Source organism: Arthrobacter sp. SLBN-100 (assembly GCF_006715305.1).
GTDB lineage: Bacteria > Actinomycetota > Actinomycetes > Actinomycetales > Micrococcaceae > Arthrobacter.
Genome location: NZ_VFMY01000001.1, coordinates 3,847,428 through 3,859,941, shown reverse-complemented (window position 1 = coordinate 3,859,941; position 12,514 = coordinate 3,847,428). Strand labels below are relative to the sequence as shown.

The following is a 12,514-nucleotide window of genomic DNA, read 5'->3' as shown; positions in this document are numbered from 1 at the left end:
TTGCCTCCTCCCAGTAGGGTGCTGTGAACAGTCTTTCAGGCCGAACGCCTCAAGGGCAGCCTGCCCAGCACCGTGCGGGCCGCGGCCACCGCGGCCCGGGCCAGGCGGTTCGCGTGGAAGACGGCGGGACGCACCGGCATCACGAAGTCACCCACTAGCTGGACCACTTCGCCGCCAAAGCCCTTCTTGAACGCGTAGCCGCCGTGGCCTTCCTCGTCCTGCCCCGAGATGCCGAACGTTCCGTAGAAGTTGTACCGTGCGTATCCCTTCTCCAGGGCGTGCAGCATCATGCCCCAGTACAGGGAGGTGGCGCCGTTGAAGTAGATGTAGTCCTGCACGGTGCCGCCGATTATGCACACCACCTCGTCCCCGTAGCAGACGAAGTGGATGGCGGCCACGGTGGCGACGCCTACGGAGTCGGGGAAGCGCTCGATGTCCTTCAGGCTCCGCTCGTAGCTGTCCACGAGGTCCTGGACCACCTTGAGCCGATTGGCCTTTTTCTTGCTGCCGGTCTCTTCCACTTCGCGGCGCAGCCCGGCCGCGGTGGCCGATTCCGCCGCCAGCCGCTCCGTGATGGATTTCCGGTAGGCCGGGATGTCGATCTTGGCCATCATGAGTTTGGTGAACTCCGGCGACGTGGTGCGGAGCAGGTGCTCGTAGTAGGCGCGTTCGCGGTAAATGAACCCCTTTTCCTCCCCGGCCTTGCTCAGGGCGCCGTAGAAGTCGTCGAGGGTTTCCAGGGTGGCCTGTTCCAGGAAGACACCGTTTTTCTCGGCTTTCCGGATGGCCTTGCGGGTCCGGTAGCTGGTGCCCATGATGAGCTCTTCGGGGTCCTTGATGCCTTCCAGGCTCTTGACGAACATCCAGTTCACGTTGACGAAGTTCATGTCGAGTCCCTGGTGCTGGAATCCGAGCCCCGACAGCTGTGCCACCAGCGGGCGGTTGTCCTCAAGCTCCGGATGTTCAGCACCGTCAGCGTCGCGGGCGATGTATTTAAGGTTGGGGGAAATCCGGAACTCCGCGGCTTTACGTTCGGCCGCGCGCCGGCGGAGGAGGCCGACGACGTCGCTCACCAGTTCCAGGTCCGCATAGTCCATGAGGGGGCCCTTGGCGCATTCACACACCGTGTACCCCAGGCGGGTGGTGGTGTAGTTCAGTTTTCCGGCAGCCACCAGTTCGCCCTCACGCCGGATACCGAAGAGCTCCACCTGCTGGCCGCGGGCGCGCTGGAAACGGGCGAAGTCAACGGACTGGAGGAAGCTGTTCTGCGGGTGCTTGACCGCAAAGGCCTCGAACTCTGAGTCGCTGAGGATGGCAAATTCAAGATCGGTGCCGGTGGTGACTGGATTCAAGGGATTTCCTTACACGGGTGTGCGGCCTTCAAGTCAGCCGCTGGATCAGGGACGGGTGTTCGGGCGCGGCGCCGGCTCACACTGCGGCAGTTCAGCCTGCAGGCTAAGCCTGCGCCGGGACTGCGCTCAGTAGAACTGCTGGCCGGTCCGCGCTGTTTCGATCCGGCGGAAGACCTTTTCTGCGCCATTGACCCAGAGGCGGTGGCGGAGCGGGGCAAGGATGTAGTCGTGGCAGCCCACAAAATCTGTGACGGTTTTCGTGAAGCTGGTTTTGAACATTCCCATGCCGTACAGGTTGTGGGTCTTGTCCTTGATGCGGGAGGAGGGCGGGGTGCCGCAGAAGTCGTATTCGGTGCAGCCCAGTTCCTGCATCCGCCGGATGGCTGCCCACTGGACCAGGTGCGAATCGCCGTACTGTTTGCGGTTCTGGATGGAACCGCCGTCCTTGTAAGTGGCTTTGGCTCCGTAGTTGATCACGAACGCGCCCACGCTGGGTTTGCCGTCCTCGTAGACGAAGAAGAAATTGCCCTGGCCGCGGTTGCAGAACTCGTCCCAGAACGCGGCATAGTACTCGTAGCTCCGCAGGGGCATGGAACCCTTGGCGTTCACTGTGTCCGCCATGAGGTCATAGAGCGCCCGGTAGGTTTCGGCGCCCGGTTCTTTCCGGAGCACCTGGCAGCCCTCCCGCTCGGCTCGGCGGATGGCGTTGCGGGCCCGGGAGGAGACTGCCTTGAAGACGGCTTCCTCCGGGCCGGAGATGTCCAGCAGCGCCGTGGAGTCGTTGGACTGGATGTTGGATGCCTTCACAAGGCCGGCGGCGGCCAAGTGGGCCTGGGCATCGGCGGAGTCCACGATGTCCGGTTCGATCTTGATGGTGAAGACGTTGAGCTTCCTGTCCCGGACGAACGCCGCGCAGGCGTCGAGTGCCGCCAACAGGTCCCCGGCAGCTGCGAGGTCAGGGCCTTTGATGAGGTACCAGAGCCGGCCCAGGATCGGGAACTTCTTCTCCAGCACCAGGTTGTAGCTGGCCGACCCGGGGCTTTCCAGCACCAGGAACCGGACCTTCCAGCCAGTGCCGTTCTTTACCGACGCGTAGGCGGCGGACTGCAGCATGTTGCCGCCATTCGGGTTGGCCGTGACGTGCTTGTCCCAGTTTTCAATTTCCTCGGCGGTGGCAAAACGTGCGGTGAATTCTCGCAAGGGGGCCGTGTCCAATCGGGGGTTGTGCGCGGTTCTGTACTCGTGGCTGCGTGCGGACATGCAGCCTCAAGTCTAAAGCCTGGCGGCGCCGGGGCTTTTCAGCTGGCCGGAGCTGCTCGCTCTTACCGCTACTGCCGAAGGGCCTGTTGCCTTGACTCCGGGAAGGGTCCTGACAAGGGTTGAGGCATGCAGCCGTATCCGGGACAGTCCCGATCATCCCCCCAAAAGAATGCCGAACGCCCAGGCATCGGCAGGCAGGTCCTGGTGTTGGTTGCCTTCCTGGCTGCATCGTTTCTTGTGGCGGGTCTCGGATCCCTCGCCACCTTCGATAACGTGAACGGCTGGTACGCCACTGCGGACAAGGCGCCTTGGTCGCCGCCCAATGCTGTCTTCGGCCCGGTCTGGACCTTCCTCTACACGGCGATGGCTGTTGCAGCCTGGCTCGTCTGGCGGAAGCAGGCCCCTGGAACCCCGCGTGCCTTAAAGGTTTATGGAATCCAGCTCGCCCTGAACCTTGCCTGGACACCGGTATTCTTCGGGCTTTATCCCGCCATCGGCGGAGCTGCCCTTTGGTTGGCGCTGGCCATCATCCTCGCCCTCATCGCCGCCGTCGCGGTGACCGTGCTGTCCTTCGGACCCATAAGCCGCACGGCAGGCCTGCTTCTCCTGCCCTACGTGTCCTGGCTGGTGTTCGCCGCAACGCTGAACTGGTGGGCAGCCCTCAACAACTGATGGGGCCCGTCACACAGCCTGGAGGCCGCCGTTAACACACAGCGACGTTGACGGCGAGGCCGCCCATGGCCGTTTCCTTGTATTTGGAGCTCATGTCCTTGCCGGTCTCGCGCATGGTCACAATCACTTCGTCGAGCGAGACGCGGTGCGAGCCGTCGCCCCAGAGGGCCATCTTCGCGGCGTTGATCGCCTTCGCCGCGGCGATCGCGTTCCGTTCAATACACGGCACCTGCACCAGCCCGCCGATCGGGTCACACGTCAAGCCCAGGTTGTGCTCCATCGCGATCTCGGCCGCGTTCTCCACCTGGGCAGGGGTTCCGCCCATCACCTCGGCCAGGCCTGCCGCCGCCATGGACGACGCCGACCCCACCTCGCCCTGGCAGCCCACCTCAGCCCCTGAAATGGACGCCTGCTCCTTGTAGAGCACCCCCACAGCGCCAGCGGCGAGCAGGAACTTCACCACCACGTCGTCGCGGTCCTCCTGTGGGGCGTTCTCCATCCCCGGCGCGAAGTGCAGCGCGTAGAACAGCACCGCCGGGATGATCCCGGCCGCGCCGTTCGTGGGGGCGGTGACCACCCGGCCGCCAGAGGCGTTCTCCTCATTGACCGCCAGGGCGATCAAGTTAACCCACTCCTGCCAATACTTCTGGTCGTAGAAGTCCTGGTCCTGGCCTTCACTGTCCGGCCGAGAACTTTCCTTTTTCAGCCGGTCGTACCAATCAGGGGCACGACGGCGGACCTTCAGTCCCCCGGGCAGCACGCCTTCGCGCTTCAGGCTCGTGGCCACGCAGTCCTCCATAACCGACCAGATGTGCAGCAGGCCTTCGCGGATCTCCTCAGCAGTGCGGCTGTCCTCCTCATTGACCCGCATCACGTCGCTGATGCCCAGGCCGGTTTCCCGGCAGTGCTCGAGGAGTTCCGCGGCAGTGCGGAAGGGCAGCGGCAGCTCCTTCTTGGACTCCTCCAGCTGCTGCTGTGCCGCGTCTTCCTCGCCCTCGCGGACGATGAAGCCGCCGCCCACCGAGAAGAACGTAGCCGTATGGAGGATCTCGTCCTCCGCATCAAAGATGGTAAAGGTCATGCCGTTGGTGTGCCTGGGCAGGATGGTCAGTGGCCGCAGCACCATGTCCTTCACCCCATAAGGCAGCGGCACGGCGCCGGCGAGCTGCAACATGCCAGTCTCGGCGATCGCGGCCAGCCGTTCCTCCACCTCGTCCGGCAGGATCAGCTCCGGATGGAAACCCTCCAGCCCAAGCAGGATGGCGGTCATGGTGCCGTGCCCGTGACCGGTCGCCGCGAGCGAACCATAGAGGTCCACCCGCAGCGACGCCACACGGTCCAGGGCTCCGGTGGACTTCAGCTCCTCGGCGAAGACAGCGGCAGCCCGCATCGGCCCTACGGTGTGCGAGCTCGAAGGCCCGATCCCGATGGAAAAGAGATCAAAGACACCAACAGCCATGGTCAGTTCCTCACTAAGAAGGGGTGGTTGAGCTTGCCGGACCGACAGGAAAAGTTCTACAGGTCCCCGCCGTTTTTGGACGCGTACTCCTGCGCGGACAGCAGGGGTCCTTCGGACTCGGCAGCTACCTTAAAGAGCCAGCCGGCTCCGTACGGATCGTTGTTGATCAGGGCGGGATCATCCACAACTCCAGTATTGATCTCCACCACCTCACCCGTCACGGGCGAGTACAAATCAGAAACAGACTTCGTGGACTCAACCTCGCCACAAGTCTCTCCCGCCGTCACAGCAGCGCCCAGCTCGGGCAGGTCCACGTACACAATGTCGCCCAACGCATCCGTGGCGACAGCGGAGATCCCGATCGAAACCAGGTTTCCACCCTCCCGGGCCACCCACTCGTGCTCGTCGGAATACTGCAAGTCAGCGGCAACTTTAGCCATGTGTTTTTCCTTTGCTCTTTGTTGTTCTGAAACTCTGTGGCTGGGTTGGGTGCGGCTGTGGGGATTCCTCCGCGTGCTGTTCCTTCGTCGCTCTGACGCACGCTTCCGGAATCCCCACAGCCGCTCAAGCAGGTTCAGTTTGCGAGGCCGGGAGTTTCCCGAAAAACAAACACGTCGCCAGACTGCGGCGTCCCACCTTCGACCAGCACACTCACCGCCCGGCGGCGCCAACCCCTCAGTTTCGACGGGCTCCATCCGCGCAGATGAGTGACAGTCTGGCCTTGGTTTCGACAGGCTCAACCACCGGGGGGGGTGGTGACCTGCGCGACGACGCGCTCGGCACTCACGTCTGAAGCACCCAAGCATGACACCCGGTGACGAGTGTGGCCCCTTCGGGTGCGGCGTCCGGCAGCGTGCTCCCCACCGTCTCCCTAACCTCGAGGGCCTGGCGGAGCCGGGCTTTTCGAAAGCGTGCGTCAAAGCGACGAAAGAGCAGCACGCGTGAAAAGTCCGGTCCGGCGCGCCCGGACGCAACCCTTAGGTTTCGACAGGCTCAACCACCGGGGTTTGCTACCTGGCGCGCTTGTAGAACGGGAGGTCGACCACTTCGAAAGGCTCTGCCTTGCCGCGGAGGTCGATGTCCAGCGCTGTCCCGGGTTTGGTGAACTGGACGTCGACGTAGGCCATGGCCACGGGGTAGCCAAGGGTGGGTGAGGGCTGGCCCGAAGTGACTTCGCCAACGACGTTGCCGTCGAGGAGGACCGGGTAGTGGGCGCGGCCGGCGCGGCGGCCCAATCCCTTGAGCCCGACGAGCCTGCGCCCGGTGGTGCTGCCGGCGCCGGCTTCCTTTTTGGCCGCCAGTGCGGCCTTGCCGACGAAGTCGCCTTCCTTGGACAGCGCGACGACGGGTCCCAGGCCTGCTGCGAACGGGTCACCCTGCAGGGAGAGTTCGTTGCCGTAGAGCGGCATCCCCGCTTCGAGCCGGAGGGAGTCGCGGGAGGCGAGGCCGGCGGGCGTCAGCTCCCCGTCGTCTGCGATGGCGACGAGCGCCCGCCAAAGGCCGGGGGCGTCGTCGTTGGACACGAAGATCTCAAACCCGTCCTCGCCGGTGTAGCCGGTGCGGGCGAGCAGCAGGTCCACGCCGGTACCTCCAACGAGGATCGGAACCTCTACGGCGGCGTAGTACTTCAGGCCGGTCACCAGGCTGTGCTTGTCGGCAGGGACCAGCCGGAGCAGCAGTTCCTGCGCCTTGGGGCCCTGGACCGCGATCAAGGATGTGGCCGCGGAGGCGTCATTGACTTCGGCATCGAATCCTGCAGCCCGCTCGGCCAGGGCAGCGGCCACCACTCCCGCGTTGCCTGCGTTGGGGACCACAAGGAAAACATCGGTGCCGTCGGCAGCTGCGGGCCGGCGGTACACGATGAGGTCGTCGATGATGCCGCCGGCCTCGTTGCAGATCAGCGAGTACTTGGCCTTGCCCACCGGCATGGCGGAAATCTTTCCCGCCAGGGCGTAGTCCAGGAACGCAGGGGCGTCCGGCCCTGTCACCCAGACCTCGCCCATGTGGGAGAGGTCGAACAGCCCGGCACTCTTGCGGACGGCGTGGTGCTCGGCGAGCTCCGAGCTGTACTTCAGGGGCATCTGCCAGCCGCCGAAGTCGGTAAAGGAGGCACCCAGCTTCTTGTGTTCCTCGTAAAGAGCGGTGTTCTCGGTCATGCGATCAGCCTTCCGAGCCGGTGGTTGAGCTCGTCGAAACCTCGAACTCGGAAAGCGGCGGGCAGGAGCAGATCAGGTTCCGGTCGCCGGCCGCGCCGTCGATGCGGCCCACCGGCGGGAAGTACTTGTCCTGCCGGAGCGACTTCACCGGGAACACCGCCTGCTCGCGCGGGTAGGCGCGGTTCCAGTCGGAGGAGATTGCGGCGGCTGCCGTGTGGGGTGCGTTGCGCAGCGGGCTGTCGGTCACGGAGAACTCACCGTGGGCCACTTGGTCGATCTCGGCGCGGATGGAAATCATGGCCTCAATGAAGCGGTCGATCTCGCCGAGGTCTTCAGACTCGGTGGGTTCCACCATCAGGGTGCCCGCAACGGGGAACGCCAGGGTGGGGGCGTGGAAACCGTAGTCGATGAGGCGCTTGGCCACATCCTCGGCGGTGACACCCGTCTTGGCGGTCAGCTCGCGCAGGTCCAGGATGCACTCGTGTGCCACCAGGCCGCCTTCTCCCGTGTACAGGACCGGGAAGAAGTCGTTCAGGCGGGCGGCGATGTAGTTCGCGGCGAGCAGCGCGGACTTGGTTGCTTCGGTGAGTCCCTGTCCGCCCATGAGCTTCACGTAGGCCCAGGAAATCGGCAGAACGCCGGCGGAACCGTACTTGGAGGCAGAGATCGGGACGTCGTCGCCTTCGATCCAGGTGGCCGCGTTGCCGGGCATAAAGGGTGCCAAATGCGCCTTCGCAGCAACCGGGCCGACACCGGGTCCGCCGCCGCCGTGCGGGATGCAGAACGTCTTGTGCAGGTTCAGGTGGGACACGTCGCCGCCGAACTTGCCCGGCTGGGCCAGGCCGACCAGGGCGTTGAGGTTGGCGCCGTCAATGTAGACCTGGCCGCCTGCGGCGTGGATGGCGTCGCAGACTTCGCGGACGTCAGCGTCGTACACGCCGTGCGTGGACGGATAGGTGATCATGATGCAGGACAGGGCGTCCCTGTGGGCCTCGATCTTGGCGTACAGGTCGGCATGGTCGATGGTGCCGTCCGGCGCCGTGGCCACCACAACAACCTTCATGCCGGCGAGGACGGCGGAGGCGGCGTTGGTGCCGTGCGCCGAAGCCGGGATGAGGCAGACGTTGCGCTGCTGATCGCCCCGGGAGTGGTGGTAACCACGGATGGCCAGCAGGCCCGCGAGTTCGCCCTGGGACCCGGCGTTGGGCTGGATGGACACCTGGTCGTACCCGGTGATCTCGGTCAGCTGGGCTTCCAGGTCCGCGATCAGCTCGCGCCAGCCTTCGGTCTGGGAGTCGGGTGCGAACGGGTGGATGGACGCGAACTCGGGCCAGGAGATGGCCTCCATTTCGGCTGTGGCGTTCAGCTTCATGGTGCAGGAACCCAGCGGGATCATGGTGCGGTCCAGGGCCAGGTCCCGGTCGCTGAGCTTCCGGATGTAGCGCAGCAGCTGCGTCTCAGACCGGTAGGTGTTGAACACCGGGTGCTGCAGGAAGTCGGAGGAACGTTCGACGGCGGCATCCAGGGCAAAGGCAGTGTCAGTGCCGGCAGCCGCGTCAGCCAGGCCGGCACCAAAGGCGCCCAGGACGCCGTCGACGACTGCCGGCGTCGTGGTTTCGTCGGTGGAGAAGCCCACCGTGTCCCCATCGATGCTCCGCAGGTTGATGCCCTTGGCCTCGGCGGCAGCGACGATGCCGGCGGCCTTGCCCGGAACGGAGACCGTGACGGTGTCGAAGAAACTGGTGTGCAGCACGTCGAAACCGGCCGCCTTAAGCGAGGCGGCAAGGTTCTTCGCGTGGGCGTGGGCAGCCCGGGCGATAGCCTTCAGGCCCTCGGGACCGTGGTACACCGCGTACATTGACGCCACGATGGCCAGCAGCGCCTGGGCGGTGCAGATGTTCGAGGTGGCCTTCTCGCGGCGGATGTGCTGCTCGCGGGTCTGCAGGGCAAGGCGGTAGGCAGGTACTCCCGCGGAGTCCTTGGAGACACCCACCAGGCGGCCGGGCATGGACCGCTCCAGGCCTTTCTGCACCGCCATGTAGGCCGCGTGCGGGCCGCCGTAGAACAGCGGCACGCCGAAGCGCTGCGCCGACCCCACGGCGATGTCCGCCCCCTGCTCGCCGGGAGGCGTGATGAGGGTGAGGGCCAGCAGGTCCGCCGCCACTGTGACCAGGGCGCCGCGTTCCTTGGTGTCGGCGATGACGGCGCTGTGGTCAAAGACCCGGCCGGAGGCGCCGGGCTGCTGCAGGACCACACCGTTGATGACGCCGTCAGGAAGGCCCTTGGACAGGTCCGCCACCTCGACCTCGAAGCCCAGCGCCTCAGCGCGGCCCTTCACGATGGCGATGGTCTGCGGCAGGCAATCGGAGTCCAGCACCGTCTTGCCGTCCCGGGCATCCTTGTTCTTGTTGGCCCTGCGCATCATCAGCACGGCCTCGGCCACCGCGGTGGCTTCGTCCAGCAGGGAGGCGTTGGCGATGGGCAGCCCCACGAGGTCCTGGACCATGGTCTGGAAGTTCAGCAGCGCCTCGAGCCGGCCTTGGGAAATCTCGGGCTGGTAGGGCGTGTAGGCGGTGTACCAGGCCGGACCCTCAAGGATGTTGCGGCGGATCACCGGCGGCGTCACGGTGTCGTAGTAGCCCTGGCCAATCATCTGCACCGCGGTCTTGTTCTTCGCGGCCAGCCGGCGCAGTTCAGCGAGCGCTTCCACCTCGCTCAGGGCGCCGTCCAGTTCCAGTGCAGAATCCTGGCGGATGTCCTTGGGCACGGCGGTGTCAACCAGTGCGTCCACGGTGTCGTAGCCCACGGCCTTGAGCATGGTGTCGACGTCGGCCTGGCGGCGGGCGCCGATGTGCCGGTCAACAAAGGTGGCAGCCGGAGCAGTGGCGGCTGGAGCGGAGGCTGGGGAGGCGGTGGCCGGGATGGCGGAGGCTGGGATGGCGGAGGCCGGAGATACAGTCACGAGGAACTCCATAACTAAGGCGGCGCAGGGTACGCCGCATCGATTCGGGTCCTCCCCGCTCTGTAACTGGACCTGAGAGTTTCCGCGGTGCCTGCTTGCGCAAGCCCCGCTTGCACCGTCGGTGAGCACAGCAGTCCAAGTATCCGGGACCGGATACGGGGGCGGACAGCGTGCTGCTTTCCAGAGGTGCCTCGCCGCGGCGGTACATGGGCCTGTGAGATTCCTGGGGAGGTATTGCTCCTACGGCGCCTGCTTGTACCTTCTGGCAGAACTCTCCCGCCGCAGATCAAAGGCTATTCATTTGGGTTGTCCGGGCGCGCCCGGAGGCGGCCCGCACATAGACCAATTCTCCTATGCCGCCTGCTGTGGAGCAAATGGCAGCTAACCCCTGAGCCGCTCGACGGCGGCCAGGAGTTGGTCCACTTCCGCCTGCCGGTTGCCGGCCTTTCCGGACGGCCCGCTCTCCCACATGGCGTTGAAGTACAGCCCGTCCCCCATGTAAAGCACGGCTTTTGCCATTCCCGGGCCAACATCCTTGCCGATGAGCTCCAGCCACTGTTGCTGGATTGCGGCGAAGCGTCGGCGGGCCTCCTCGTGGGCCACTTCAGCGAGGCGCGTGGCAGCCACGAAGGACCTGTCCATAGGGGTGTCGGACCAGAGCGATGACCGGATGAAATAGGCCGCCGCACCTTCGGGCGCCGCCGCCATGTCAGCAAGGTCCTCCCCCGCCAGGCGGTCCAGCCGCTCGAGGGTTGCCGCGATCAGCGCCTCCTTGTTGGGGAAGTGGTACAGCAGCCCGCCCTTGGAGACGCCTGCCCGTTTCGCCACCGCGTCCAGGGTGGCGGCGCGCTCCCCCACGTCGATCAGGAGTTCTTCAAAGGCATCGAGGACTGCATCTCGCGCGACGGGTTTTCTGGCCATGGTTCCAATCATGCATGGTCCGGATTCCATTTCTTAACTGAACCGTCTGGACGGTACAGTTCACGGATGACCGCTTCCTCCACCCCGCAACAGGACCGAACCCCGCTGAAGGCCCCGGCGGCCCGGCCATCCGCTCCAGCCCCGGGCACTTGGCGCGACTGGCTCGCCCTGGGACTGCTGATGTTCCCGGTCCTCCTCGTCGCCGTCGACAACACAGCCCTGACATTTGCACTGCCCGCGATTGCCGGAGCCTTAGGCACCTCGGGCGTGGAACTTCTGTGGATCGTGGACGCCTACCCTCTGGTGCTGGCGGGACTGCTCGTTGCCATGGGGAGCCTGGGAGACCGGATCGGACGGCGCCGGCTGCTGATCGTCGGCAGCATCGGCTTCGCCGCAGTATCAGCCGCAACGGCCTTCGCCCCCAGCGCCGGCTGGCTGATAGCGGGCCGCGCCTCCCTGGGCTTCTTCGGGGCGATGCTGATGCCCTCCACACTGTCCCTGATCCGCAACATCTTCCCGGATCCCAACCGACGTCGGCTGGCCATCGCCATCTGGGCCGCCGGGTTCTCCGGCGGAGCTGCCCTGGGTCCGATCTTCGGCGGCTGTCTGGTGGAACGCTTCTGGTGGGGAGCAGTCCTCCTGGTGGCGGTGCCCATCATGCTGCCCCTGCTGGCCTTCGGCCCGGCGTTCATCCCGGAGTCCCGGGACCCTACGCCGGGAAAGGTGGACGGGGCGAGCATCCTGCTCTCACTGCTGACCATGGTGCCAGTGGTGTACGGCATCAAGGAATACGCCACCGAAGGCACGGGCCCCTTGACCCTGGGAAGCATAGCCTTCGGCCTGGCCATGGGCGCAGCCTTCGTTCGCCGGCAACAGCGGCTGAGCAGCCCCTTGCTGGACATGTCCCTGTTCCGGAACCCGGTGTTCAGCATGGCCATCACGGCGAACATCCTTGCCCTGTTCTCCTTCAACGGCTTTATCCTCTTCCTGGCCCAGCACCTGCAGCTGCTCGAAGGCATGTCCCCTTCGGCCGCAGGAATGGCCATGATTCCGGCGCTGGTGGCTACCGTGACGGCGGGCCTCGCGGTGGTGCCCCTGGTCCGCAAGATCCGGCCCGGCTTCGTGGTGGCAGCCGGACTGGGCCTGAGCGCCGCGGGGTACAGCCTGGTGACCTTCGGCAGCCCTTTCAACGGGTCGGGGCTTCTGCTCGCGGCCCTGCTGGTCCTGGCGCTGGGCGTGGGGACCGCGGAGACTATCTCCAACGACCTCATCCTTGGCAGCGTTCCGGCGGAAAAATCCGGCGCGGCCTCGGCCATCTCGGAGACAGGGTACGAGGTAGGCGCCTTGCTCGGCACCGCCGTGCTGGGCTCGATCCTGACGGCCTCCTACCAGCACAACCTGCAGCTTCCCGCCGGCCTCCCGGGGGCCGCCAGCGGCGGGAGTGCTGCACGTGCCGGCCAGACCCTCGCCGGAGCCATGGAACTGGCGGCCGGATTGCCTGCTCCACTGGCCGACGCCGTCCGGCAGGCCGCCGGCGCCGCCTTCGACTCGGGCGTGCATGTCACTGCGGCGATCGGGCTGGTACTGATGGCGACGGCGGCAGTACTTGCCGCCGTCGTCCTCCGGAAAGTGCCCAAGGCCGAATAGGGGCAAACATCCCGCTGGCATGCTGGCGGGTAAAAAGCAGCGCCCGGCGCCGGACAGGGAGTCCGGCGCCGGGCGCTGAATACTT

The 12,514-nt window shown here is 65.7% G+C and carries 9 protein-coding genes and 2 riboswitches; of the genes, 2 read left to right on the top strand and 7 right to left on the bottom strand.

Annotation, left to right across the window (positions count from 1 at the left end):
* Nucleotides 1-35: 35 nt before the first annotated feature.
* Both FBY31_RS17810 and FBY31_RS17805 read right to left on the bottom strand, forming a co-directional pair.
* Nucleotides 36-1,352, bottom strand: a complete 1,317-nt coding sequence (locus tag FBY31_RS17810) for a peptidoglycan bridge formation glycyltransferase FemA/FemB family protein (protein ID WP_142043743.1) — start codon at nucleotides 1,350-1,352, stop codon at nucleotides 36-38.
* Between the two features lie 126 nt (nucleotides 1,353-1,478).
* A complete protein-coding gene (locus tag FBY31_RS17805; RefSeq protein WP_142043741.1) occupies nucleotides 1,479-2,612 on the bottom strand; it encodes a lipid II:glycine glycyltransferase FemX in 1,134 nt (377 codons plus the stop codon).
* A 126-nt stretch (nucleotides 2,613-2,738) separates the two neighbouring features.
* Between FBY31_RS17805 and FBY31_RS17800 the strand changes: the two genes are divergently transcribed.
* Entirely contained in the window at nucleotides 2,739-3,284 is a 546-nt protein-coding gene (locus FBY31_RS17800) for a TspO/MBR family protein (protein ID WP_142043739.1), read from the top strand.
* Between the two features lie 31 nt (nucleotides 3,285-3,315).
* Here the strand turns inward: FBY31_RS17800 and FBY31_RS17795 are convergent, their stop codons facing one another.
* From FBY31_RS17795 to FBY31_RS17775, 5 genes are all read right to left on the bottom strand, one after another.
* On the bottom strand, nucleotides 3,316-4,743 hold the full coding sequence (locus FBY31_RS17795) for an L-serine ammonia-lyase (RefSeq protein WP_142043737.1): 1,428 nt from the start codon (nucleotides 4,741-4,743) through the stop codon (nucleotides 3,316-3,318).
* 56 nt (nucleotides 4,744-4,799) lie between these two features.
* The gene (gene gcvH, locus FBY31_RS17790; protein ID WP_142043735.1) at nucleotides 4,800-5,183 is read right to left on the bottom strand and encodes a glycine cleavage system protein GcvH; all 384 of its coding nucleotides are present in this window, start codon (nucleotides 5,181-5,183) and stop codon (nucleotides 4,800-4,802) included.
* Between the two features lie 570 nt (nucleotides 5,184-5,753).
* Complete coding sequence (gene gcvT, locus FBY31_RS17785) at nucleotides 5,754-6,899, bottom strand: glycine cleavage system aminomethyltransferase GcvT (protein ID WP_142043733.1); 1,146 nt, start codon at nucleotides 6,897-6,899, stop codon at nucleotides 5,754-5,756.
* A 4-nt stretch (nucleotides 6,900-6,903) separates the two neighbouring features.
* Nucleotides 6,904-9,873 (bottom strand): aminomethyl-transferring glycine dehydrogenase, encoded by a 2,970-nt coding sequence (gene gcvP, locus FBY31_RS17780; protein WP_235013109.1) that lies wholly within the window; start codon nucleotides 9,871-9,873, stop codon nucleotides 6,904-6,906.
* 38 nt (nucleotides 9,874-9,911) lie between these two features.
* Nucleotides 9,912-10,050, bottom strand: a riboswitch (glycine riboswitch).
* A gap of 1 nt (nucleotide 10,051) precedes the next feature.
* A riboswitch (glycine riboswitch) is annotated at nucleotides 10,052-10,150 on the bottom strand.
* A gap of 92 nt (nucleotides 10,151-10,242) precedes the next feature.
* Nucleotides 10,243-10,782: a TetR/AcrR family transcriptional regulator gene (locus FBY31_RS17775; protein ID WP_142043731.1), complete on the bottom strand. Its 540-nt coding sequence runs from the start codon at nucleotides 10,780-10,782 to the stop codon at nucleotides 10,243-10,245.
* A gap of 66 nt (nucleotides 10,783-10,848) precedes the next feature.
* Here FBY31_RS17775 and FBY31_RS17770 point away from each other — a divergent pair, with 66 nt between their 5' ends.
* Nucleotides 10,849-12,429, top strand: coding sequence for an MFS transporter (locus tag FBY31_RS17770; RefSeq protein ID WP_142043729.1), 1,581 nt, complete (start codon nucleotides 10,849-10,851; stop codon nucleotides 12,427-12,429).
* Nucleotides 12,430-12,514 lie beyond the last annotated feature (85 nt).

Coding starts and splice junctions, on each gene's coding strand:
- FBY31_RS17805 (WP_142043741.1), bottom strand. CDS start 2,612: ATGTCCGCACGCAGCCACGAGTACAGAACCGCGCACAACCCCCGATTG.
- FBY31_RS17800 (WP_142043739.1), top strand. CDS start 2,739: ATGCAGCCGTATCCGGGACAGTCCCGATCATCCCCCCAAAAGAATGCC.
- FBY31_RS17795 (WP_142043737.1), bottom strand. CDS start 4,743: ATGGCTGTTGGTGTCTTTGATCTCTTTTCCATCGGGATCGGGCCTTCG.
- gcvH (WP_142043735.1), bottom strand. CDS start 5,183: ATGGCTAAAGTTGCCGCTGACTTGCAGTATTCCGACGAGCACGAGTGG.
- gcvT (WP_142043733.1), bottom strand. CDS start 6,899: ATGACCGAGAACACCGCTCTTTACGAGGAACACAAGAAGCTGGGTGCC.
- gcvP (WP_235013109.1), bottom strand. CDS start 9,873: ATGGAGTTCCTCGTGACTGTATCTCCGGCCTCCGCCATCCCAGCCTCC.
- FBY31_RS17775 (WP_142043731.1), bottom strand. CDS start 10,782: ATGGCCAGAAAACCCGTCGCGCGAGATGCAGTCCTCGATGCCTTTGAA.
- FBY31_RS17770 (WP_142043729.1), top strand. CDS start 10,849: ATGACCGCTTCCTCCACCCCGCAACAGGACCGAACCCCGCTGAAGGCC.